Here is a 22,211-nt window from a genome sequence, read left to right on the forward strand (position 1 = left end):
ATTAAGATGGCAGACGAAACGATATATAATGATAATCTTACCTTAGATGAAATTGTTTTTCAGAATAGGAATAAAGAGTACGGCGCTTATGATTTAAGAACTAGATATCCAAAAATTTTAGGTAAATCTTTTTTTATAGGAACCGTTGTGTTTTTGGTTTTAGCTTTATCTCCTTTCATTTATATGAAAATACAGCAAATGAATGCTGCGAAAAAGGTAGAAGTAGATTCTAAATTAATAAATGTACTCAAAGAAGATAAAATTATTGAGATACCAAAAGAAAAAGAACCACCTCCGCCTCCGCCGCCAAAAGATCCGCCAAAGCAAGAAGTGATTCAAAACGTGGTGCCCGAACCGAAAAGAGCTCCGAAAATTGAAACTCCACCACCGCCAATACAAGAACAATTGAAAACCACAACAGGTTTACAAAATCAAGAAGGTATTAAAACGCCAAATTATACTCCGCCACCACCGCCTCCTTCTACAGGAAAAGCAGCAACGGCAGAAGTGAAAGTAAGTGATACTGAAGTTTATGAAGCAGTAGATCAATCGTCACAATTTCCTGGAGGTTTAGATGCATTTAGAAATAAAGTATCCGGTAATTTTGATACTTCTGTAATGGATGGTGATGAAGGAACTGTAAAAACAGAAGTTACCTTTATTGTAGAACGTGATGGAAGTATAACAGATGTCAAAGCAAATGGTTCAAATTCTGACTTTAATTCAGAAGCAGTAAGAACTGTAAAAGGAATTAAAACCAAATGGACACCTGCTAAAATTAATGGACATCCTGTAAGATCTAGATATAGATTACCATTAACCATGAAATTTGAATACTAAAATTTCTTAAAATTTTGAAAGAGAAGCTTAGCTTCTCTTTTTTTTTTATATTTTTGCTAACTATGATTTTCAACTGGCTTTCTCTTGTTACAGGATTTTTTTATATCATTTTAGGAATTGTTATTATACTTTACAAAATAACATTAACAAATAATGTGGCCTATCTTTTTGGCACAGTACTTATTCTTTACGGAATTTTCCGAATGGTACGTTCCTTTATAAAATTAAAACAATTAAAAGATGAAAAATAAATTTCTATATTTTTTATTATTTATCTTGATATTTTCTTGTGAAAAAAAAACGGATAAAACTGTAGATGATCCACAACAAGGTCATATTTCCATAGAAGCAGATGAATCTTTTAAAAGTGTTTTACAAGCCCTTACTGAAAGTTATACCACACTAAATCCTGAAACTAAAATTGATCTTATTATTAAAAAAGAAGATGAAGGTTTTTTAGATTTACTCGATGGTAAAACAAGAGTTGCAGTAATGTCTCGAGAATTGTCACCAAAAGAAAGAGCTGCATTTGACAGTAAAGTGGATTTAAAATGGGAACCGGCTAAATTTGCAGGTGATGCCGTTGTTTTTGTAGTACCAAAGTCTTCTCCCCGAAATTCTATTACTTTTGAAGAAATAAAAAAAGAATTAAATTCCGATAAAAAAGATATTATTTTTGATGGAACAAATAGTAGCAATCTTAATTTTGTAGCTCAAAAATTAAATAAAAAACCCTCAGAATTAAAATTTTCCATTATTTCTGGAAATGATAATTTGATTGAGCAACTGACAAATTATCCAGATAAAATTGGTGCTATCAGTTTAAATACAATAAGCAGACCTTATGGAAAAGAAGCAGAAAAACTACGTGGTTTAATTAAAATTTTACCAGTTGTAAAAGATGGAAAAACTTATGAACCCTCTTTAAATAATATTAAAAACATGACCTATCCTTTTACTAGAATTCTTTATTTTCTTACGAATGAAGGATATTACGGTTTGGGAAATGGATTTATAAGATTTTCTTGTACTCAACTTGGGCAAATTATTGTAGAGAAAGAAGGATTGCAACCTTACAATATTTATAAAAGAGAAGTTCAGATGAGATAATTGATGAGTTGTAATTAAAATTCACTTTAATTTAAATTTGGTCTGAAAATTGTTTTTAAGCACAAATAGTAATAAACTTTAAATAAAAAATGTATTATATAATGAATGTAAATAAGAAATCAATAATTGCGATTGCAGCATTGTTTTTAGTAAATTTTTCTTTTGCTCAAACTTTAGAAGAGGGAATTGCAAATGTGGACAGTCAAAAATATGCGAAAGCAAAAGAGGTTTTTAATCAAATGATTACTAAATCACCAGATGAAGCAGAAAATTATTTTTATTTAGGAAATACTTATCTTACTCAATATGAACCAAATTTCGCTAAAGCAGCAGAATATTTTAACAAAGGAGTTACTTTAGATAAAAGAGCTTATTTAAATAAAATTGGTTTAGCAACAATTAAATTAGGAAAAGGAGATAAATCTGGGATTGCAGATATCCAAGCAATCGTAAAAGATTCAAGAGAAAAAGACCCTCAAGTTTTATATAGAGCTGCAGAAGCTTTAACAATGTTTGATGAAACTAGTGCGCCAGATTTAGCAATAGAATATTTAAATAAAGCTATAGAAAAAGCTGACAGAAAAGGAGTTCCTGCCTATTACTATTATACTTTAGGAGATGCATACAGAATTAAAAAAATTCCCGGAGATGCAATGAATGCTTATGATAAAGCTTCTGCAGTTGCACAAAATAAAGCTTCAGTTTTTACCAGAATGGGAACTTTATGGATGGCGGCAAAACAATGGAAGTTAGCTAAAGAAAAAATAGATGCGGCAATTGCAGTAGATCCAACATACGCTCCTGCTTACAGAGCTTTAGCAGATTTTGATATTAATTATCAACAAAATGAAAAAGCGAAAAATGATTTAATAAACTACGCAAAATATGCAGATGAAGATCCATCTACACAATTAGATATTGCAAAACTTTATTTCACTATAGATGATTATGCAAACTCTAAAATCACTTTAGATAAAATTTTCGATAAAGTAGAAGATCCAATTAAATATAAATTAAGAGCTTATCTTTTATTTCAAGATGGAGATTATGCAACAGCTAAACAAGATTTAGATTTGTTTATGCAGAAAGCGGAACCAAACAGAATTCTAGATGCAGATAGAGGATTGCAAGGTTTAATTGAAGCAGGTTTAGCAAAAACAGAAACAGATCCTGCTAAAAAAGCAGCTTTAATTGCAAGTTCTAAGAAAAATGTAGGATTGGCGAAAGCAAAACAAGATGCAACATTAGATTGGGATTTAGAATTAGCACAAATTAATGGCGGTGCAATTACTTCTTCAGATGAAGGTCCAACAAGTCCAGTTATTGAAGCACTTAAAAAACAAGTGCAAGCTAATCCGAAAGACACCAATTTATTATTCCAATTAGCAACCAATTATCAAGATATTAAAAATTGGAATGGCGCAGTTTTAACCTGGCAAAAAATGAGTAGTTTATTACCAGATTGGGCTCCAGCTTATTACAGTCAAGGTTATGCTTATCAGCAAGCCGGGAACAACGAAATGGCGGCAAACTCCTATCAAAAATATATTGATAAAGTAAAACCAGAAGAAGTAGATGCAAATAAAGAAACTTTATCTTACGCTTATTTTGCAATTGCTTATTTGGATAAAGATTCTGAACCTGCAAAAGCGAAAGAGTATGCGGCAAGATCAGTGATGTTAAATCCAACTTATGAAGATGCTGTAAAACTTAATAAAGAATTGAATAGCGTTCCTTCAACAAATGGAAATATAGACAGTAAATCCACAAATAAACCAGTTACAGATTCTACTGCAACTAAATAATTTTTTTAAATAATTAAATCCCGATTTTATATCGGGATTTTTTTGTTTAAAATTTAAAAATTGCCACTTTCAATTTGGCTTTTCAAATTGTATCTTTGCACTTCAAGAAAAATTTATGTCAAAATCACTTATTCCGAAATTAGAAGCCATCAAACAACGTTATAATGAAGTCGCAGACTTAATTATTCAGCCAGATGTAATTTCTGATCAAAAAAAATATTCTACATTAAATAAAGAATATAGTGATTTAGGAAAAATCGTGGCGGTTTTTGATCAATACCAACAAGCCTTAAATACCATTCAAGAATCAGATGAGATAATTGCAGAAGCTTCTGATAAAGAGTTTGTTGAAATGGCCAAAAACGAAAAAAACGAAGCCATTGAAAAAATTCCAGCTTTAGAAGAAGAATTAAAAGTTTTATTAATTCCAAAAGATCCGACTGACGATAAAAACGTTATTGTTGAACTTCGTGCAGGAACTGGTGGCGACGAAGCTGCCATTTTTGTAGAAGATGTTTACAGGGCTTATGCAATGTATTTTAAAACAAAAGGTTGGAAACATGAAATCACTGATTCTAGTGAAGCTTCCAAAGGTTACAAAGAATTAATTTTAAAAATCGAAGGCGACGGTGTGTACGGAATTATGAAATTTGAATCCGGCGTTCATCGCGTTCAAAGAGTTCCTGAAACAGAATCTCAAGGAAGAGTTCACACTTCTGCAATCACAGTTGCCGTTCTTCCCGAAGCCGAAGAAATAGATTTTGAATTAAATCCTGCAGATATAGAAATGCAAACTTCACGTTCCGGCGGTGCAGGTGGACAAAACGTAAATAAAGTAGAAACAAAAGTTCAATTAACGCACAAACCTTCCGGAATGGTCGTTATTTGTCAACAAGCACGTTCTCAGTTAGCAAATCGGGAATTAGCAATGGAAATGTTGCGTACAAAATTATACGATATTGAAGTACAAAAATCCGTCGGAGATATTGCTGCACAAAGAAAATCTATGGTTTCCACAGGTGATCGCTCTGCGAAAATTAAAACCTACAATTATCCGCAAGGTCGCGTTACAGATCACAGAATTAACAAATCCATATACAATTTAGACGCTTATATGAATGGCGATATAGACGAAATGATTCAAGCCGTTATTATGGCAGAAAATGCAGAAAAATTGAAAGGCGACGAAGATAATTAATAAATAAATATCGACTTTCATCTAATTCTTTTGGGCGCTTTTTTCCGTCTTCCACTCCCGCTTCCGCCGCAGCGGACAAGTCCGCCGCGGCGGAGAGCTCCGTTCAAGCCGGAGCGCGTTACATTTATATTTTTTTTAGAAATTTTTCCGATAAAAAGAAATTTAATTTTTATTAACTTTAGCCTATAATAAATATAATTCTATGAAAAATTATTTCACAAAAATAGCTTTTGGCGGACTATTGCTTTTTACAGCTTGCACAAAAGAAAAAACAACAGTAGTAGAACCAAACGGCGATCAAACAACGGTAACAAAAGTTGGTTTAGATGATCAAAAAATAGATTCTGCAAAAGTAAAAGTAAATGAAGGTTTACAAAAAACTGGCGATGCAATAGAGAAAGGTGCAAATGATGTGAAAGAAGGTGTTAAAGATGCAACTAATGATGCCGCTTCCGCAGTAGAAAATGGTGCAAAAAAAGTAAAAGAAAAAACTGAGAAATAAAATTTTACTTATTATTTACTCATCTAACTTTCAGTTACAACACAGCTTGTAATTTTTACAAAATAAAAAATGCGCCAAGAAATCATCAACAAAAGCCCAAATTTTTCAATTATTTTTTCAGAAAAATTACCTTATCTTTTTGAAAAAGATGGATTACAATTAAAATCTTCTTATACTGAAAATGATAAAGTAAAAGATGAAATCAAATATTCTACCGCCGGAATTGAACCTTTTCTGCGAGGACCATATTCTACAATGTATGTTCAAAAACCTTGGACAATTCGGCAATATGCAGGTTTTTCTACAGCTGAAGAATCTAATTTATTTTATAAAAAAAATCTTGCAGCAGGGCAAAAGGGACTTTCTGTAGCTTTTGATTTAGCTACGCATCGCGGTTATGATTCAGATCATTCAAGAGTAGAAGGCGATGTTGGGAAAGCTGGTGTTGCAATTGATTCTGTAGAAGATATGAAGCTTTTATTTAATGAAATTCCCTTAGATGAAATTTCAGTTTCTATGACAATGAATGGAGCGGTTTTACCCATTTTGGCTTTTTATATTGTCGCCGCCGAAGAACAAGGCGTTTCTCAAGAAAAACTTTCTGGGACTATTCAAAATGATATTTTGAAAGAATTTATGGTTCGGAATACTTACATTTATCCACCAACTCCGTCAATGAAAATTATTGCGGATATTTTTGAATACACTTCTAAAAATATTCCGAAATTTAATTCAATTTCAATTTCTGGTTATCACATGCAAGAAGCGGGTGCAACTCCAGTTTTAGAAATGGCTTATACTTTAGCCGATGGTTTAGAATATGTGAGAACTGGTATAAAAGCAGGAATGAACATTGACGATTTTGCTCCAAGATTATCATTTTTCTGGGCAATTGGAATGAATCATTTTGTGGAAATTGCAAAACTTCGCGCTGCAAGATACATTTGGGCAAATCTTTTAAAACAATTTAATCCCAAAAATCCAAAATCCCTAGCTTTAAGAACGCATTCGCAAACTTCCGGTTGGTCTTTAACGGAGCAAGAACCTTTTAATAATATTACCAGAACTGCAATTGAAGCCTTGTCTGCTGCACTTGGCGGAACACAATCTCTCCACACAAATGCTTTAGACGAAGCCATCGCTTTGCCCACAGATTATTCCGCGAAAATTGCGAGAAATACACAGATTATTTTACAACAAGAAAGTGGAATTTGTAATGTGGTCGATCCTTTTGGCGGAAGTCATTTAGTAGAAAGTTTGACTCAACAAATGATCGATGAAGCCATGAAATTCATCGATGAAGTGGAGAAAGAAGGCGGAATGACAAAAGCGATTGAAGCAGGAATTCCAAAAATGAGAATTGAAGAAGCGGCCGCAAAAAAGCAAGCAAAAATTGACAGCGGAGAAGAATTTATTATTGGGGTAAATGCTTTTAAATCAGATTTAAAACAGATTGATTTAGATATTTTGGATATTGATAATTCAGAAGTTCGCAGATCCCAAATTGAAAGATTAAATAAAATAAAATCTGAAAGAAATGAAAAGGAGGTTGAAGAAATTATAGAAAAATTAAAAACTGCAGCAAAAAATCTTGACGAAAATTTATTGGCTTTGAGTATTGATGCCGCAAGAAAACGAGTGACTTTAGGAGAAATTTCCGATGCTTTGGAAACTTCTTTCGGTAGATACAAAGCGAATATTAGAACCATACAAGGAGTTTACGCTATGAATGCAGAGAAAAATAAATACTTCGGTGAAGCTGTAAAACTTACAGCGAAATTTGAAGAAAAAGAAGGAAGAAGACCAAGAATTATGGTTGCGAAAATGGGACAAGACGGACATGATCGCGGCGCAAAAGTAGTTGCAACTGCTTTTGCAGATATGGGTTTTGATGTGGATGTCGCGCCACTTTTCCAAACACCAGAAGAAGTTGCAAAACAAGCGGTGGAAAATGATATTCATATTTTAGGGATCTCTTCTTTGGCTGCAGGTCATAAAACTTTGGTTCCGCAAGTAATCGCAGAACTAAAAAAACTGGGAACAGAAGACATTACAATAGTTGTAGGCGGTGTTATTCCGCAACAAGATTATGAGTTTTTATTTGAGAACGGTGCTCAATTTATTTTCGGACCAGGGACAAATTTACCAAAATCTGCATGTGAGATTTTGGAGAAAATAAATTAATTTCAATGGAAATTTCCACAGAAACTTTAGTAAATGGCATAAAATCCGGCGATAAAAGATTGCTCGGAAAAGCCATCACTTTGGTTGAAAGTAAAAAGCCAGAACATAGAATACAAGCAGATTTACTTTTAAAAGAAATTTTACCATTAAGTGGAAAATCCATTAGAATCGGAGTAACTGGAGTTCCTGGTTCTGGGAAATCTACTTTCATAGAAAATTTTGGGAAATTAGCAATTGAGAAAGGAAAAAAAGTGGCAGTTTTAGCAATTGATCCAAGTTCAGCTGTTAATAAAGGAAGTATTTTGGGTGATAAAACGCGAATGGAAGAGTTGTCGCGAGAAGAAAATGCTTTTATCCGACCAAGTCCAAGTTCTGGATTTTTGGGCGGCGTTGCAAATGCCACTTTTGAAAGTATGTTGCTTTGTGAAGCGGCAGGTTACGATTATATTTTAGTTGAAACTGTCGGAGTTGGACAAAGTGAAATTTTGGTTTCAGACATTACAGATATTTTTTTATTTATTAAAATTATCGGCGGCGGCGATGAATTACAAGGAATTAAGCGTGGAATCATGGAAATGATTGATGTCGTTTTTATTAATAAAGTAAATGATAATAATATCCGAGAAGCCAAAAACACAAAAGTAGAATTAATGCGTGCTTTACACTTTTTGCCTTCGAAGGAAAAAGATTGGAAAATTCCTGTTTTGCTTGGTTCTGCTTTAGAAAATAAAGGTTTAGATAAGGTTTATTTAGAAATTGAAAATTTTATTAATTTAAAGTTTACCAATAATAATTTCCATAAAATACGACAAGAACAAGCCGAAAAACGTTTTGATTATTGGGTTCAAAATTATATTTTAGAAGAATTGAAAACAAAAGAAAATTCTGAGAATGAATATAATTCACATAAAAAAAATGCTTCGGAACTGAAATCAAATCCAAGTTCTGAAGCAAGATTGTGGGTTGAAGAAATCTTTAAAAAAAAATTAATTATTTATTGTCTGGTTTGTTTTTCATTACATATCCATCATAACTTATAGATTGTCTATCGGAGCTATTCAAATTAGCGTAAGCTTTTCCATTTGAGTAAATTTCTAAGCTAATTGTTAAATTAGTTGGCTGATCTTTGGTCACGATTTTATAATTCCAATTTCCTTTTTTATCTTGTGATTTTGTTAAAGTGAAATCTTTGGAAGTGAAATTATAATTGTTTTTTGACTGATCATAATTTGGAGTATAAAGTCTTCCGAAGTAAGGTAAATCAACATTTAGTTCGTTATTTTTTATAGTTATTACATATCCATAATCTAAATTTAAAAACTTTTGGGAACTTCCATTTGGAAGTGAATTCATTACATTTACCACATCCATATTTGAAGGATTTGCGCGTTCTGCTAAAAATGTAAACTCATCAGAGTTAGTAATCTGCTGAAGTGTATTTGCTGAAGTATAAATTTTTTTAGCGCAACTATTTAAGCTGATTGTTGCCGCTAAGAAAATTAAAAAAATTGTATTTTTCATTTTGTCTTTTTTTAATCTACATCAAAATTAATGCTAAATTGTTTCAAATTAAAGTTAAATATAATTTGGAATAAAAATTGTTTATACTTTTAAAATTTTAGTATGAAAATTAAAAATATTTTAGGGGTTGCTTTGGTGAGTTTAAGCTTTTTTGCTTGCACCACAAACCCAATTACAGGGCGATCTTCTTTGCATTTGGCAAATGATCAGCAAATAGATGCAATGGCATTGCAAGAATATAAACAAACATTACAAAACGGTAAAGTTATTAATGGAACTTCCGCATCAAATGAAGTAAAAACTGTAGGGAATAGAATAAAAAATGCAGCAATAAAATATTATACTTCAATTGGAAGAGAAGCAGATATTGCAAATTACCAATGGGAATTTAATTTATTACAAGATCCACAACTTAACGCTTGGTGTATGCCCGGAGGAAAAGTTGCAGTTTATTCTGGAATTTTACCAGTAACTAAAAACGCTACAGGTTTAGCTGTCGTTTTAGGTCATGAGATTTCTCACGCACTTGCAGGTCATGGAAATGAGAGAATTTCTCAAGCGATGATTGCACAATATGGTGGTCAGATTTTGGGCGGAGCAATTTCTAATAAACAAGTCGCCTCTATTTTTGCACAAGCTTACCCAATTGGTGCACAAGTTGGACTTTTGGCGTATGGAAGAAAACAAGAATTAGAAGCGGATGAAATGGGATTGTATCTAATGGCAATGGCGGGTTACGATCCAAGAGAAGCGCCAATTTTCTGGGAAAGAATGGAAAGCGCTTCTGGAAATGGACAAAGACCTCCAGAATTTCTTTCTACTCACCCAAATCCAGAAAACCGAAGAGCAGATTTATTAAATGATATGCCGAAAGCTTTACAATATTATAAAGCTGCAGGTGGTAAAATGTAATTTCTTTTAAAATTTAAAAACCCTTTCTAATATTTTAATTAAATTTGGAAAGGTTTTTTTATTAAATTAATATCACGACACATGAAAAATTTAACTTTTATTGGAATTATTTTATTGGCATTGGCTTTTTTACTTTATTATTTAATGCCAGAATTTTCTTTTATAAAACTTTTTGAACCCCTTAATTTAATGGGGATTTTGGCGGGAATTGGTATTGGTTTAATAATCGGTGGTTTGGTTGGGTATGTAAGTAAAGGTTCTTCTATCCGTAAAGAAAACCAACGTAGAGAATATGTGCAGTTGCAAAAAGAGAAACAAGCTTTAGAAGTTCAAGCTGCAGAATTAGCCAATAATCAAAAAATTGCTGATGAGGAAATTGAACAAAAAAATATGCAAAATCTTGTGTGATTTTGCATATTAATTAATTTTAAAATTTTACTTTCTAAAATTTATATCCAACGCCTACAATAAACAAACTTGGTCTGTTGTCATATCTGATTGTAGTTTGTGAACCCGCCACATTGCTTACATATTTTCTTTGGTCTTCTGAAAAAGCACCTTCATAGCGCGCATTTAAAATAAGTTTAGATAATTGTACTTGTGCACCAAATTGATAACCAACGGTAAATTCTTTTGAAGCATTTTCTTTAAAATCTTGATATTGATTATCTTTTGATAAATTATAACTCGCAACAGGTCCTACAAAAACGCCTAAAGTTTCACCTAAAAGATTGTATCCCACTAAAACTGGCAAATCTACACGATTGTATTTTGCTTCTAATTTTACATTCGTTGTTGGAACAGTGTAACTGTTTTTAAAAGTAGTGTAATACAATTCGGGCATTATAAAAAATGCGGTAGGCAAAGAAATTTTCGCAGAAATACCTATATTAAATCCTGCGTAATTTTTCCCTGAATTATCATAAGCATTCGTAGCTGTAGCGGAAATATCTTTCCAAGAGGATGAACTTGTTGAAAAAATTGCATTTGCTTTGCCTGCAAAAGATATTTGTGCAAAAGCTAAACTTGATAATCCTACTAAAGCAATACTAAAAATCTTCTTCATTTTCTGGTGGTTTTGTTATTATATTTTCTATTGAAGTTTTGTCTGTTTTTAAAAAATATTTTCTTAATTCTTTAAATAACTCTGATGAATAAACGAAATCTATCAGGTTTTTATTATTAGCATTAATTAAAATATCTTTATTTCCTTCCCATTCCTTTAAACCTGATCTTAGGTAAACAATTTTTTCACCAATAGTCATTACAGAATTCATATCATGAGAATTAATAATTGTGGTGGTATTATACTCTTTGGTTATTTCAAGGAGTAAATCATCAATAATATTTGAAGTATAAGGATCTAAACCAGAATTTGGTTCATCGCAAAATAAATATTTTGGATTATTAACAATGGCTCTTGCAATGGCAACTCTTTTCTGCATTCCTCCAGAAATTTCTGAGGGGAATTTTCGGTTTGCTTTTCCCAAATGGACTCTTCCAATAACGTCCATTGCTCGGCGTTTTTTCTCACGATAAGTAAGATTTGTAAACATATCAAGCGGAAACATAATATTTTCATCTACAGTCATAGAATCAAAAAGTGCACTTCCTTGGAAAACGGTGCCTATTTCTGAACGTAGAACTTGCTTTTCTTCACGTGACATTTTATTAATATCTCTTCCGTCAAATAAAATTTCGCCAGATGAAGGTTGATAAACATTAAGTAAACTTTTGAGGAAAACAGTTTTTCCAGAACCACTTTGTCCTATAATTAAATTCACTTTACCAGTTTCTAAAGTAGTAGAAATTCCTTTTAAAACTTCTACATTTCCAAAACTTTTCTTTAAATCTTTTACTTCTATCATTTGCTTAAAAACATTTGGGTTAGTAGAAGATTCATAATAATTATAGAAACAATAGTCCAAACAACAGCTTGTGTACTTGCACGTCCAACTTCCAAAGATCCGCCTTTTACATTATATCCAAAATAAGAAGGAACTGTGGCAATTATAAATGCAAAAACAGCAGTTTTAAAAAAAGCATACCAAATAAAATGAGAAGGCATGTACATTTGTACGCCTGTAATATAATCTGCTTTACTCCAACTTCCCGTTGCAATTCCTGCAAGATAACCACCATAAATACCGAAAACGATACTAATTGCAATTAAAAGAGGATTAAAAATAACACTTGCTAAAATTTTTGGTAATATTAAAAAGTTAGGAGAATTTACGCCCATAATATCTAAAGCATCAATTTGCTCTGTAACTCGCATTGTACCAATACTTGAAGCAATATAAGATCCAACTTTTCCAGCTAAAATAACCGAAATAATTGTAGGTGCAAATTCTAAAATTAATACAGCTTTTGTAGCATAACCTACAAAACTGGAGGGAATAGGAAAGGAAGATGCTGCAAAATTGTTGAACATTTGTATTGCTACAACAGCTCCTACGAAAATAGAAGTAAAAAGAACCAATCCAAAAGAATTGACTCCTAAATCTGAAATTTCCCGAAAAAAAAGTTTCACAAATACAGAAGATTTCTGGGGTCTTTTCAGTGCTTTTCCCAAGAGTAGGAAATATTCACCGACAGAAATAAAGAATCTTTTTAACATTGGGCTAAATTAGTGTTTTTTTATTTTATTATTAGTTGTTTAATGGGCGTTTTTATCTCCTTTTAAAATCAGTAAAATGGTTTTTAGAATAATTACCAAATCTAGACTAAGTGTCCAGTTTTTTACATAAAAAGAATCTGCAATAATTCTTTTTTGCATTTCTATTTCAATATTTCCACCATCACCACGTAATCCGTTTACTTGAGCTAAACCAGTAATTCCAGGTTTTACATAACTCCGAAGTGAATATCTTCCAATTTTTTGTTTAAAATAATCATCTACAAGTAACATGTGCGGTCGCGGTCCAATAATAGACATATTTCCTATCAATACATTTATAAATTGTGGAGTTTCATCTAAACTTGTTTTTCTCAAAAATCCACCAAACTTTGTAATTCTTTTGTCATTCTTTGCAGTGGTTTTAGTATCACTTGCTCTATTAATATTCATAGTTCGAAACTTAAAACAATCAAAAACTTCTTCATGAAATCCATATCTTTTTTGAATGAAAAAAACCGAACCTTTGCTTCCTAATTTTATTATAATTGCAATAATTGGAAATAACCAAATTCCGATGAAAATTAAAAACAATAATGAAAAAAAAATATCTAAAGTTCTTTTTACTAAATAATTTGTAAAATAATCTAATGGAAATTTAGCTTGTGTTAAAATGGGCTGCATTTGAACGTAATCTAATTCATATCTTAAAAAATTATTTTGGATAATATTGGGAACTAATGAGATAAAAATTTTGTTTTTTTCGGCTGCCTTAAAAACTTCATGTTCAAACTCTTTTTCTAAACTTGAGTTTTCTGAAGGTAAATATAAAGTGTGAATTCCATTAATTTTCCAAAATTCTTCAAGATTTTGAATGGTGAGCTCGTTTGTAAAAGTGAAGATTTTAAAACCATAATCTTTTCTTTGTATTAATATATTTTTTAAAAGATTTGTTGATTCATTTTCGGATAAAAACATAATATTTCTATGATTGAACCCAAATGTTCGGAGATATTTTAATGTAAAGAATGAAAAAGATTTTAAGAAAAAGAGACATATAAATAATATAAAACCGATTAAAAATCGATCTTCTTTTAGAAATGAGTTATCACTAATTTTTGCTAATAAAATTACGCCTACAATGAACAAAAAAATATGCGTTATAAGTCTTTCTAAATAAATTGTAAAAGTTAGATTTCGTGGTATGGAATATAATTTAGTTCTTCCGCTTAGCAAAATCCAAAAGGAAATAAGCAAGATTAATGAAATCACATTGAGTTCAGAAAAACCTTTATTATAGTGATAATCGTGTTTTCTCAAATATGCAAATACCAAAACTGCTGTTATAACAATAATGTCTAACAGGATAAAAAAACTTTTAAAATATCGAGAATAACGAAGTCTTTGCATCTAAATAATCTACTTTCAAAAAATAAATTTACGGAATATTTAGATACTTATGAGTTTGTACAGAAACTTGCCATTTTGGATTTTGCATTACAAAATCTGTGATTTTTGGATACATTTCTGATCTTTTACTCCATTCACTTTGGAGGTATAATTTACAGCTATCGTTCACTTTTTCAGCTTGTTCTGTGGCAAATTTAAAATCATTATTATTAAAAACAATCACTTTCAATTCATTTGCTTTTTCATAAACTTCAGGTTTTGGTAAACCTGCTTTTTTGGGAGAAAGAGTTATCCAATCCAAAATTCCGCTCATTTTGTACGCTCCAGAAGTTTCAATATGAATGGTGCAACCTAAATTTTTCAGTTTTTCAGTTAGCAAATTTAAATTCCACATTAAAGGTTCACCGCCAGTTAAGACAATAGTTTTGCAATGTGATGCGGCAATTTCTGCTATTTTTTCAGTTTCCATTAAAGGATGAAGATTTGGATCCCAGCTTTCTTTCACATCGCACCAATGACATCCCACATCGCAACCGCCCAATCTTATAAAATAAGCCGCTTTTCCTGTAAATGCGCCTTCTCCTTGAATAGTGTAAAAATGTTCCATCACGGGAAGAAGTTTACCTTTATCTAATTCTATTTTTTCTAAATCTGTCATTTTTCTTTTTAATCTGCCGTTTTTATGTCACTCTTGAAAAACGAAGTATTGAAATTTTAATTTTAATAATTCTTTTGCGCAAAAAATAGTCTTAAAAAAATAATTTCGTGATAATTAATCGTTATAAATTGAAGTTTTATAAGCTAAAAGTGTATTTTTTAGAAGCATTGCTCTTGTCATGGGACCAACTCCGCCAGGAACTGGCGTAATCCAACTCGCTTTTTCTGCGCAACTTTCAAAATCTACATCACCGGAAAGATGATATCCTTTTTCAGAATTATCGTCCACTCGCGTAATTCCAACATCAATTATAATCGCACTTTTTTTAATCATTTCACTTTTTAAAAATCCAGGATCTCCTAAAGCTGTGATTACAATATCTGCGTTTTTCGTAAATTCTTCAATATGTGGCGTGAAAGAATGCGTAAGAGTTACCGTAGAATTTCCGGGGAAATCTTTTCTACCCATTAAAATACTCATTGGTTTTCCTACAATTCTACTTCTACCAATTATTACGCAATGTTTTCCTTTGGTTTCAATCCCATAACGTTCTAATAATGTAAGAATTCCGAATGGAGTTGCAGGTAAAAATGTATCCATTTCCAAAGCCATTTTCCCGAAATTTTCTGGATGAAATCCATCCACATCTTTTCGCGGATCAATTGCCATTATTATTTTTTCTTGGTCTATTTGCTTCGGAAGCGGAAGTTGAACGATAAAACCATCTACAGCTTTACTCAAATTGAGTTCCTCTATTTTTTCTAAAAGTTCTGCTTCAGAAACTGTGGCGGGAAATTTTAATAAACCAGAGGTAAAACCAACTTCTGCACAATCTTTCACTTTACTGTTTACATAAGTTTTACTAGCTCCGTTATTTCCTACTAAAATAGCAACTAAATGTGGCGCTCTTTTTTTACTTTCTAAGATTTTCTCAACCTCTGTTTTTATTTCAGTTTTTATTTCTTTCGAAACTTTTAAACCATCTAATATTTTCGCCATATTTTTATTTTTTTAAAATGATAATATCCTGAAAATCAATTTTATCTTTATTTTTGGTAAAGTCATTCCAAAAACCATTAATTTTTTCTTCTAATTTTAAGCCAGAAATCGCTATCATTTTTTCCAAAGTTTTGATTTCAATGGCAATATTTGCTTCTTCAACATTTTTATCCAAAAGTCTGTAACCGTCTCTTTTAATAGGAAATCTGAAACCTTCGAAACTATCCAAATTATCTTTATCCGAATAAATAAAAAAAGTAGCTAAACATTTTCCGTTTGGTTTTAAAGTGCGGCAAATTTCATTTAGATAATTTTGTATTTCATTAATTTTCATGTGGGTGAAAACAGAAAATAAAAAAGCTTTATCAAATTGATTTTCAGAATAAGGAAATTTAAAAAATTCTGCATTTCCTTCAGATTTATTATAAAGCGCGTTTTTTAGAGGCGCATATTTAAAATTAAAATTTTGATTTTTTTGATGAATATTTTTATCGCACCAATCAATTCCTTTTTTCATTGCATCAAAACCATCATATGAACCTTCCTTATTAATGAAATTCTGCAGAGCAAATGCAGTTCTCCCAATTCCACAACCAATATCCAAAACTTTGTCGGTGGGTTTTAAATCAATATAATTTTTAAGATGAGAAACTTGGCTTTCACCTTGTGTTACAAAATCTCCACTACCAATAAAAATATCGCCTTTTTTAGGAATGTCTTTTTGTCTTTTTCCACTAATTCCTTCGTATAAATCTACAGGGAAATAAAAAATTTTTCTCGCAAGAAGCCTTAAATTAGGTGAAAGAAAATAATAAATTTTCCTAAGCATTATTTATTTTTTTTATAATAATTAATTAATGCATTTGTAGAAGAATCATGAGAGTTTACTTCTTGATTATCAATTAGTTTTGGAAGTATTTTCTTTGCTAAAACTTTACCAAGTTCCACCCCAAATTGGTCAAAACTAAATATATTCCAAATAACGCCTTGTACAAAGATTTTGTGCTCGTAAAGTGCGATTAATTGACCAAGTGAAAATGGAGTTAATTCATTGAAAAATATAGAGTTAGTTGGAGAATCTCCAGTGAAAACTTTGAAAGGTGCAAGTTTTGAAATTTCTTCTTCAGATTTTCCTTCTTTTTTTAATTCTTCAATAACTTCGTTTTCTGTTTTTCCAAAAGCCAAAGCTTCAGTTTGAGCAAAGAAATTTGCCAATAATTTTACTTGATGATCAGAAACTACATTTGCGGATTTTACATACGCAATGAAATCTGCAGGAATTAATTCTGTTCCTTGATGAATGAGTTGGTAAAACGCGTGTTGTCCGTTAGTTCCAGGTTCTCCCCAAATTACAGGTCCTGTTTCATATTCTACAAATTCACCATTTCTATCTACAGATTTTCCGTTACTTTCCATATCGCCTTGTTGAAAATATGCGGGAAAACGGTTTAAATATTGAGAATAAGGAAGAATTGCATAAGTTCCTGCATCATAAAAATTACGATACCAAATTCCCAAAACTCCCATTATTACTGGAATATTTTCAGAAAATTTCGCAGTTTTGAAATGTTTGTCTGTATCTTCTGCACCTTTTAAAAGTTGCTCAAAATTATCATAACCCACGAAAAGCACGATGCTTAAACCAATTGCACTCCACAAAGAATATCTTCCACCGACCCAATCCCAAAATTGGAAAATATTTTCTTCTGCAATTCCGAATTCTTTTACGGCTTTAATATTTGTAGAAAGCGCAACAAAATGTTTTTCAACATCTTTTATTTCACCAGATTTTAAAAACCAATTTTTCGCAGAATTTGCGTTAGTCATTGTTTCTTGCGTCGTAAAAGTTTTAGAAGCAATAATGAAAAGCGTTGTTTCTGGATTTAGATTTTTTAAAACTTCTGCAATATCATTTCCATCAACATTTGACACAAAATGAACATTTAATCTTGTTTTAAAATGTTTCAATGCAGAGCAAACCATAACTGGACCTAAATCTGAACCGCCAATTCCAATGTTTACAACATCTGTAATTTCTTTTCCCGAAAAACCTTTATGAGAACCAGAAATAATTTTCTCTGAAAATGATTTCATTTGGTCTAAAACCTTTTTAATTTCAGGTTTAATGTTTTCACCATCAACCAAAATTGGAGTTGGAGAAAAATCTCGCAATGCTGTGTGAAGAACGGCGCGATGTTCTGTTTCATTAATGATTTCACCCGAAAACATTGCTTTTATGGCTTCTTCAACTTTACATTCTTCGGCAAGATTTAGTAGAAGTTCTAAAGTCTTTTCATCAATTAAATTTTTAGAATAATCAAATAAATAATTTTCCTTTTCAATAGAAAATTGTGAAAAACGATTGGGATTATATTGAAATAAAGTGCGAAGTTCAAAATCATTAGTTGCAAAATGCTCTTGGAGATCTTGCCAGGATTCTGTAGATAACGGATTTATTTTTGGAAACATTTTGAGATATTTTAGAGGATAGATTTCGAACTTTAAATAGTTTTAAAGTAATGCAAATTTAAAGAAAATACTTTGGTTTCTAATATTCGGATTATAATAAAATTCAAGATGTTTTTTAAATTTTATTTAAAAAAAATTGCATATTTATTTATATTTATATTTTAGCCACATAATAACAATAAATTTATAAAAATGAAAAATTATTTTTACTATTAGCTTTAGGAATTACAGGATTATTTTCCGCGCAAAGCATTACACCAACTGGTTCTTCTGGAAGCACATATACATATATATACACATCAACGTGTAATAAAAGCACTCCTTTTTCTAGCGAAGGTGGCGAATTAACATTAATGACAGCTTTAATTGAAGCAAATATTCTTAATGAACAACTCTGTGGAACAAGAGTATACCAAGTGACATTTTTAGCACCGCCACCGCCGCCGCCTTCAAATTAAAATTTACAATATGCAAAAAATAGGTTTTATATTTATATTTTTATTCTGTCATTCATTAGCATACTCGCAAAGAAAAATAAATTCAAAAATTAGAGTTTTATATATTTTAAATGCCTTAAATAGTAAAAAACCAAACAGTAAAAAATTAAATAAAACATTCGTTTTAGTGGCTAGTGAAAATAAATCTGTTTTCCTGACAGCAAATGCTTATACTTTAGACTCACTTAAATTAGAAAATAAAAATTTTCAAGAATTAAGTCAATATTTTGAAATGCATTATCAATATCAAGTTTTTATTGATAAGAATAATATTAATTTTTCGGATTCTATATTAGGAACTGAGATTGGTTACAAAGAGACAAATGAAATGAATTGGTCTTTAATTAATGAGTATAAAGAAATTTTGGGAATGAAATGTCAAAAAGCAACAATTTCAAAGTATGGTCGAAAATGGATTGCTTATTTTAGTAACAATTATCCCTTTTCATTTGGACCATATAAATTTAATGGTCTTCCAGGTTTGATTTTGGAGGTGCAAGATTCTGATAATGAATATAATTTTACTGCAGTGGAAGTCAAAACTTATACAAAAGAATATCCAATTTCAAGATTTACGAATGTTAAAGAGGTTCCGAAAAAGGATTTTTTAAAGATAAAAGATAATTTAGAGAGTGATTTTACTTTGGGAGGAAAAATAAAATATACTCTTGAGTTTACCAAGTCACTTGTCGATAAATACGAAGAAGATAAGAAATATGAAAATTCTATTGAAAAAAGGGAGTAAATCCTAAATGTAGAATAACATTTAAAATAAAACCTCCGAAAAGATTTCAGAGGTTGATTAATTGAAAGGTGAGGTTTTTAATTTTGGTTTGATTGAAAACGTTCAGAAGCAGCACTTTCTGTGAACCTTTCTCTTCCGTCATCACTTTTAAAAGTGGGGTTAAAATCTAGCAAAACTGCGAGTTTTGTTTTTGGCATATTTGCATTAAAATTATTTTTCACTCTCTTAAAGGAACGAATTACAGCGTAAGAAAAATCTTCATTCACTTCTGGTAGAACTTTTGGATGAATAATTTTTCCGGTTTTATCCAAATCAAAAGTAATAATAAATTTTCCGTTGACTTGATAATCTGAAGAAAAAACACTAAAATTTTCTTGTACATCTTTTATCAATTGTTTATTTCCGCCTTTATAAACTTGGTCTAAATCTTTACTTTCTGGCGTTACTTTTACTTTGCGCAAAAGCGGAAGTGATGGAGAATAAAATACCTATTAAAAATAACTTTTTCATTATCATTTAAATTTAAGGTAAAGTTACTTCTTTTTCTGTTTTGTTTTTTCTTTTTTTATAAAAAAATATGATGATAAAAGCAATGATGAGCAAGGGCCAAATTCTAAATAATCCAATAATAATTTTTTGAATTAAATAAAAACCTTCTACAAAAGCATTTTTTAAATCATAAAAGAAATTGAATTTATATTGATTATCAATGTTTTTTGAATTGGTAATTGCAATTTCAGTTATTCGTATTTTAGGTTCTTTTAAATAAATTTTTACGCTGCTGTATTTTAAATTATCTTGGGTTATAAAATTTTGAATTTGCTGATAGTTTTTTTCAGATTCATTTTCGTTTGAGAGATTTACTTTAATGGCATTTGTTTTTAGTTTAGAAATTTCTTGTCCATTTTTCTGCATTCTATTGCTTTCTAATTTTGCCAAACGAATATTTGCAGTGATATCTTCTGCGGAAATATTTCTTGCTTTTAAAAATAGTTTCTGATTGTTAATATATTCTAAAAAATCGCCTAATTTCTCTGTTGGAACGCGAACTTCCATGCTGTTTTCGGTTTGGTATTTCCGCACAAGCGTTGCTTTTTCATTGGAAGTATTGTAAGTTTCATCTGAAATTATTTCAGAATTTAAAGAACTTAGAATAACAAAACCACCATTATTTATTAAATATTTTTCAATTTCAATAGTAGATTTATAGACATCATTTACTTCCATACTAATATCCGCAGATTTTACAAATTGTTTGTCTTTAATATTTTGTCTAACGGCATAAGAAATACTGTCGGAAACATTTTCTGTGGAAACCTTTGTAGAATCTGATGTGTAACCTACAAAATCGTTCGCTTCTTGTTTTTTACAAGAATTTAATAATAAAATACTCAAAATGAGTAATGTAAATTTGTTGTTGGAAACTTTCATAATATTTGGTTTTAAGATTATGAAAGTAAATTTCTACAAGTTTCTATTGTAAGTTTTGTAAAATGAAAGTTTATTGCTTGTAAAGTAATTTGTAAATTTAAAGATACTGATTTCTAATAACTTAAATTGAAATTGTAAATTGTAAATAGAATTACTAGTCTTGTTCTTCTAAAGTAATTTTCTTACTTAATTTGAGTTTGCGTTTTGGGCGAACTGGTTTTATTTCCTCGCCTAAAAGTGCGCCCCATGGTTTTAAACCCTCAATTCTATCTAAAATAATTTTTAATATTGCTAAAAAAGGAATTCCTAAAAACATACCGGAAATTCCCCATAAACTTTCGCCAATTAAAATAATAAGAAAAGAAAAAAGCGCATTAATTTTAACTTTAGAACCCACCACGAATGGCAAAATAATATTTCCGTCTAAAAGATGAACGCCTAAATAACCGATTAAAACAAATAAAAATTTTGACGTTCCGCCCAACGCAAAACTTATAAAACTTGCAAAAATGGCGGAAATAAAAATTCCCACATAAGGAATTACATTTAAAATCCCTGTAAGAACGCCCAAAAGTAGGGCGTATTTTACACCCAAAATTGTTAAAATTGAACTTGTAAGAATTGAAACTATAAAAATCTGGATGAATAATCCGGCGATATATTTTTTAATAATTTTCTGAATTTCTGTAGTAATTTCTTGAACTTTTCCTCGGTGTTCTTCTTTAAAAACAGTATAAATAAAATTAAAAAGAACTCTACGATAATTTAAAATAAAAATAAAAAAGATTAAGCTAAAGGCAATAAACGCCAAACTTGAAGTGAAAACGGCTAAAGTTGTTCCCAAAATTAAAGTCCCAGAAGACAAAAGTTTGTCGCCCGCTTCATTTAAATATTTTAATTGATTGCTAAATTTTATATGAAAAGTATGTGAAACCCAAGTTTGTAAATCGCCAAAAGATTGGATTAATTGTTTTTGTAATTGTGGCCAATTATCACTTAAATCTGAAAATTGAAGTCCGAAAAAATAAATTAATCCTATTAAAACTAACAGCATTATTAATACAGAAAATAGAGTAGAAAGTCCTCTTTTAAATCTTAATTTTCGTTCTAAAAAATTGGCGAAAGGTAAAAATAAAAGTGAGATTAAAAATGCAAAAAATAAAGGTGCAAAAATCATTTTACCAATATCTAATAAATATCCTATAGAAATAACGCTTACAAGTACGCAAGTAAGTTTTATTAAAAAAGGTAAATTTATCTTTTGTAGCATTTCAAATTATTAATACAAATATACTTTTTTCTGCATCAAAAAA

At 30.6% G+C, this 22,211-nt stretch carries 23 protein-coding genes; 11 read left to right on the forward strand and 12 right to left on the reverse strand.

The features are described from left to right. The first annotated feature begins 6 nt into the window (after nucleotides 1-6). The 8 genes from ACN0WB_RS02645 to meaB all read left to right on the forward strand — a co-directional run bounded on the left by ACN0WB_RS02645 (nucleotide 7) and on the right by meaB (nucleotide 8,679). A complete protein-coding gene (locus ACN0WB_RS02645) occupies nucleotides 7-840 on the forward strand; it encodes an energy transducer TonB (RefSeq protein ID WP_417428548.1) in 834 nt (277 codons plus the stop codon). 62 nt (nucleotides 841-902) lie between these two features. Further along, nucleotides 903-1,091, forward strand: coding sequence for a DUF308 domain-containing protein (locus tag ACN0WB_RS02650; RefSeq protein WP_417428550.1), 189 nt, complete (start codon nucleotides 903-905; stop codon nucleotides 1,089-1,091). Beyond that, on the forward strand, nucleotides 1,081-1,950 hold the full coding sequence (locus ACN0WB_RS02655; protein ID WP_417428552.1) for a PstS family phosphate ABC transporter substrate-binding protein: 870 nt from the start codon (nucleotides 1,081-1,083) through the stop codon (nucleotides 1,948-1,950). The genes ACN0WB_RS02650 and ACN0WB_RS02655 overlap by 11 nt, the downstream gene beginning before the upstream one ends. A 101-nt stretch (nucleotides 1,951-2,051) precedes the next feature. Continuing rightward, nucleotides 2,052-3,755: a tetratricopeptide repeat protein gene (locus tag ACN0WB_RS02660; RefSeq protein WP_417428554.1), complete on the forward strand. Its 1,704-nt coding sequence runs from the start codon at nucleotides 2,052-2,054 to the stop codon at nucleotides 3,753-3,755. Between the two features lie 115 nt (nucleotides 3,756-3,870). After that, a complete protein-coding gene (gene prfA, locus ACN0WB_RS02665) occupies nucleotides 3,871-4,953 on the forward strand; it encodes a peptide chain release factor 1 (RefSeq protein ID WP_417428556.1) in 1,083 nt (360 codons plus the stop codon). Nucleotides 4,954-5,155: 202 nt separating this feature from the next. Then, nucleotides 5,156-5,455 (forward strand): hypothetical protein, encoded by a 300-nt coding sequence (locus tag ACN0WB_RS02670; protein WP_417428557.1) that lies wholly within the window; start codon nucleotides 5,156-5,158, stop codon nucleotides 5,453-5,455. Nucleotides 5,456-5,524: 69 nt separating this feature from the next. Continuing rightward, on the forward strand, nucleotides 5,525-7,639 hold the full coding sequence (gene scpA, locus ACN0WB_RS02675; protein ID WP_417428559.1) for a methylmalonyl-CoA mutase: 2,115 nt from the start codon (nucleotides 5,525-5,527) through the stop codon (nucleotides 7,637-7,639). Nucleotides 7,640-7,644: 5 nt separating this feature from the next. Beyond that, a complete protein-coding gene (gene meaB, locus ACN0WB_RS02680) occupies nucleotides 7,645-8,679 on the forward strand; it encodes a methylmalonyl Co-A mutase-associated GTPase MeaB (RefSeq protein WP_417428561.1) in 1,035 nt (344 codons plus the stop codon). On the opposite strand, the gene ACN0WB_RS02685 is transcribed toward meaB, so the two are convergent. Beyond that, on the reverse strand, nucleotides 8,630-9,160 hold the full coding sequence (locus tag ACN0WB_RS02685) for a DUF4251 domain-containing protein (RefSeq protein WP_417428563.1): 531 nt from the start codon (nucleotides 9,158-9,160) through the stop codon (nucleotides 8,630-8,632). The two genes, meaB and ACN0WB_RS02685, sit on opposite strands and share 50 nt — an antisense overlap. Nucleotides 9,161-9,262: 102 nt before the next feature. Here ACN0WB_RS02685 and ACN0WB_RS02690 point away from each other — a divergent pair, with 102 nt between their 5' ends. Together ACN0WB_RS02690 and ACN0WB_RS02695 are read left to right on the forward strand one after the other, a co-directional pair. Then, nucleotides 9,263-10,072: a M48 family metallopeptidase gene (locus ACN0WB_RS02690; protein WP_417428565.1), complete on the forward strand. Its 810-nt coding sequence runs from the start codon at nucleotides 9,263-9,265 to the stop codon at nucleotides 10,070-10,072. An 81-nt stretch (nucleotides 10,073-10,153) separates the two neighbouring features. Further along, the gene (locus ACN0WB_RS02695; RefSeq protein ID WP_417428567.1) at nucleotides 10,154-10,480 is read left to right on the forward strand and encodes a hypothetical protein; all 327 of its coding nucleotides are present in this window, start codon (nucleotides 10,154-10,156) and stop codon (nucleotides 10,478-10,480) included. Nucleotides 10,481-10,514: 34 nt separating this feature from the next. On the opposite strand, the gene ACN0WB_RS02700 is transcribed toward ACN0WB_RS02695, so the two are convergent. The 8 genes from ACN0WB_RS02700 to pgi all read right to left on the reverse strand — a co-directional run bounded on the left by ACN0WB_RS02700 (nucleotide 10,515) and on the right by pgi (nucleotide 18,225). Further along, nucleotides 10,515-11,138, reverse strand: a complete 624-nt coding sequence (locus ACN0WB_RS02700; protein WP_417428569.1) for an outer membrane beta-barrel protein — start codon at nucleotides 11,136-11,138, stop codon at nucleotides 10,515-10,517. Beyond that, nucleotides 11,122-11,940, reverse strand: a complete 819-nt coding sequence (locus ACN0WB_RS02705) for an ABC transporter ATP-binding protein (protein WP_417428571.1) — start codon at nucleotides 11,938-11,940, stop codon at nucleotides 11,122-11,124. Before ACN0WB_RS02705 ends, ACN0WB_RS02700 begins: the two co-directional genes overlap by 17 nt. Further along, nucleotides 11,937-12,692: an MlaE family ABC transporter permease gene (locus ACN0WB_RS02710; RefSeq protein ID WP_417428573.1), complete on the reverse strand. Its 756-nt coding sequence runs from the start codon at nucleotides 12,690-12,692 to the stop codon at nucleotides 11,937-11,939. The genes ACN0WB_RS02705 and ACN0WB_RS02710 overlap by 4 nt, the downstream gene beginning before the upstream one ends. Nucleotides 12,693-12,731: 39 nt before the next feature. Then, nucleotides 12,732-14,099, reverse strand: a complete 1,368-nt coding sequence (locus ACN0WB_RS02715; RefSeq protein WP_417428575.1) for an exopolysaccharide biosynthesis polyprenyl glycosylphosphotransferase — start codon at nucleotides 14,097-14,099, stop codon at nucleotides 12,732-12,734. Nucleotides 14,100-14,127: 28 nt separating this feature from the next. Then, on the reverse strand, nucleotides 14,128-14,757 hold the full coding sequence (locus tag ACN0WB_RS02720) for a 7-carboxy-7-deazaguanine synthase QueE (protein WP_417428577.1): 630 nt from the start codon (nucleotides 14,755-14,757) through the stop codon (nucleotides 14,128-14,130). A 114-nt stretch (nucleotides 14,758-14,871) separates the two neighbouring features. Next, nucleotides 14,872-15,756 (reverse strand): bifunctional 5,10-methylenetetrahydrofolate dehydrogenase/5,10-methenyltetrahydrofolate cyclohydrolase, encoded by an 885-nt coding sequence (locus ACN0WB_RS02725; protein WP_417428579.1) that lies wholly within the window; start codon nucleotides 15,754-15,756, stop codon nucleotides 14,872-14,874. Nucleotides 15,757-15,760: 4 nt separating this feature from the next. Continuing rightward, nucleotides 15,761-16,585 carry a class I SAM-dependent methyltransferase gene (locus tag ACN0WB_RS02730; RefSeq protein WP_417428581.1) on the reverse strand — a complete coding sequence of 275 codons (825 nt, stop codon included), beginning with the start codon at nucleotides 16,583-16,585 and terminating at the stop codon, nucleotides 15,761-15,763. Then, complete coding sequence (pgi, locus tag ACN0WB_RS02735) at nucleotides 16,585-18,225, reverse strand: glucose-6-phosphate isomerase (protein WP_417428583.1); 1,641 nt, start codon at nucleotides 18,223-18,225, stop codon at nucleotides 16,585-16,587. The genes ACN0WB_RS02730 and pgi overlap by 1 nt, the downstream gene beginning before the upstream one ends. Nucleotides 18,226-18,693: 468 nt before the next feature. Here pgi and ACN0WB_RS02740 point away from each other — a divergent pair, with 468 nt between their 5' ends. Then, nucleotides 18,694-19,467 (forward strand): GLPGLI family protein, encoded by a 774-nt coding sequence (locus ACN0WB_RS02740; protein WP_417428585.1) that lies wholly within the window; start codon nucleotides 18,694-18,696, stop codon nucleotides 19,465-19,467. A 77-nt stretch (nucleotides 19,468-19,544) separates the two neighbouring features. Here ACN0WB_RS02740 and ACN0WB_RS02745 read toward each other — a convergent pair whose 3' ends face one another. From ACN0WB_RS02745 to ACN0WB_RS02755, 3 genes are all read right to left on the reverse strand, one after another. Then, nucleotides 19,545-19,928 (reverse strand): hypothetical protein, encoded by a 384-nt coding sequence (locus ACN0WB_RS02745; protein WP_417428587.1) that lies wholly within the window; start codon nucleotides 19,926-19,928, stop codon nucleotides 19,545-19,547. A 61-nt stretch (nucleotides 19,929-19,989) separates the two neighbouring features. Continuing rightward, the gene (locus ACN0WB_RS02750) at nucleotides 19,990-20,898 is read right to left on the reverse strand and encodes a DUF4349 domain-containing protein (protein WP_417428589.1); all 909 of its coding nucleotides are present in this window, start codon (nucleotides 20,896-20,898) and stop codon (nucleotides 19,990-19,992) included. Between the two features lie 154 nt (nucleotides 20,899-21,052). Continuing rightward, entirely contained in the window at nucleotides 21,053-22,168 is a 1,116-nt protein-coding gene (locus tag ACN0WB_RS02755; RefSeq protein ID WP_417428591.1) for an AI-2E family transporter, read from the reverse strand. Nucleotides 22,169-22,211 lie beyond the last annotated feature (43 nt).

The organism is Halpernia sp., from assembly GCF_048269545.1.
In the GTDB taxonomy this organism is placed as follows: Bacteria; Bacteroidota; Bacteroidia; order Flavobacteriales; family Weeksellaceae; genus Halpernia.

What these genes read in the sequence shown, in the direction of transcription:
- ACN0WB_RS02645 (WP_417428548.1), top strand. Translation starts at nt 7, where the DNA reads ATGGCAGACGAAACGATATATAATGATAATCTTACCTTAGATGAAATT.
- ACN0WB_RS02650 (WP_417428550.1), top strand. Translation starts at nt 903, where the DNA reads ATGATTTTCAACTGGCTTTCTCTTGTTACAGGATTTTTTTATATCATT.
- ACN0WB_RS02655 (WP_417428552.1), top strand. Translation starts at nt 1,081, where the DNA reads ATGAAAAATAAATTTCTATATTTTTTATTATTTATCTTGATATTTTCT.
- ACN0WB_RS02660 (WP_417428554.1), top strand. Translation starts at nt 2,052, where the DNA reads ATGAATGTAAATAAGAAATCAATAATTGCGATTGCAGCATTGTTTTTA.
- prfA (WP_417428556.1), top strand. Translation starts at nt 3,871, where the DNA reads ATGTCAAAATCACTTATTCCGAAATTAGAAGCCATCAAACAACGTTAT.
- ACN0WB_RS02670 (WP_417428557.1), top strand. Translation starts at nt 5,156, where the DNA reads ATGAAAAATTATTTCACAAAAATAGCTTTTGGCGGACTATTGCTTTTT.
- scpA (WP_417428559.1), top strand. Translation starts at nt 5,525, where the DNA reads ATGCGCCAAGAAATCATCAACAAAAGCCCAAATTTTTCAATTATTTTT.
- meaB (WP_417428561.1), top strand. Translation starts at nt 7,645, where the DNA reads ATGGAAATTTCCACAGAAACTTTAGTAAATGGCATAAAATCCGGCGAT.
- ACN0WB_RS02685 (WP_417428563.1), bottom strand. Translation starts at nt 9,160, where the DNA reads ATGAAAAATACAATTTTTTTAATTTTCTTAGCGGCAACAATCAGCTTA.
- ACN0WB_RS02690 (WP_417428565.1), top strand. Translation starts at nt 9,263, where the DNA reads ATGAAAATTAAAAATATTTTAGGGGTTGCTTTGGTGAGTTTAAGCTTT.
- ACN0WB_RS02695 (WP_417428567.1), top strand. Translation starts at nt 10,154, where the DNA reads ATGAAAAATTTAACTTTTATTGGAATTATTTTATTGGCATTGGCTTTT.
- ACN0WB_RS02700 (WP_417428569.1), bottom strand. Translation starts at nt 11,138, where the DNA reads ATGAAGAAGATTTTTAGTATTGCTTTAGTAGGATTATCAAGTTTAGCT.
- ACN0WB_RS02705 (WP_417428571.1), bottom strand. Translation starts at nt 11,940, where the DNA reads ATGATAGAAGTAAAAGATTTAAAGAAAAGTTTTGGAAATGTAGAAGTT.
- ACN0WB_RS02710 (WP_417428573.1), bottom strand. Translation starts at nt 12,692, where the DNA reads ATGTTAAAAAGATTCTTTATTTCTGTCGGTGAATATTTCCTACTCTTG.
- ACN0WB_RS02715 (WP_417428575.1), bottom strand. Translation starts at nt 14,099, where the DNA reads ATGCAAAGACTTCGTTATTCTCGATATTTTAAAAGTTTTTTTATCCTG.
- ACN0WB_RS02720 (WP_417428577.1), bottom strand. Translation starts at nt 14,757, where the DNA reads ATGACAGATTTAGAAAAAATAGAATTAGATAAAGGTAAACTTCTTCCC.
- ACN0WB_RS02725 (WP_417428579.1), bottom strand. Translation starts at nt 15,756, where the DNA reads ATGGCGAAAATATTAGATGGTTTAAAAGTTTCGAAAGAAATAAAAACT.
- ACN0WB_RS02730 (WP_417428581.1), bottom strand. Translation starts at nt 16,585, where the DNA reads ATGCTTAGGAAAATTTATTATTTTCTTTCACCTAATTTAAGGCTTCTT.
- pgi (WP_417428583.1), bottom strand. Translation starts at nt 18,225, where the DNA reads ATGTTTCCAAAAATAAATCCGTTATCTACAGAATCCTGGCAAGATCTC.
- ACN0WB_RS02740 (WP_417428585.1), top strand. Translation starts at nt 18,694, where the DNA reads ATGCAAAAAATAGGTTTTATATTTATATTTTTATTCTGTCATTCATTA.
- ACN0WB_RS02750 (WP_417428589.1), bottom strand. Translation starts at nt 20,898, where the DNA reads ATGAAAGTTTCCAACAACAAATTTACATTACTCATTTTGAGTATTTTA.
- ACN0WB_RS02755 (WP_417428591.1), bottom strand. Translation starts at nt 22,168, where the DNA reads ATGCTACAAAAGATAAATTTACCTTTTTTAATAAAACTTACTTGCGTA.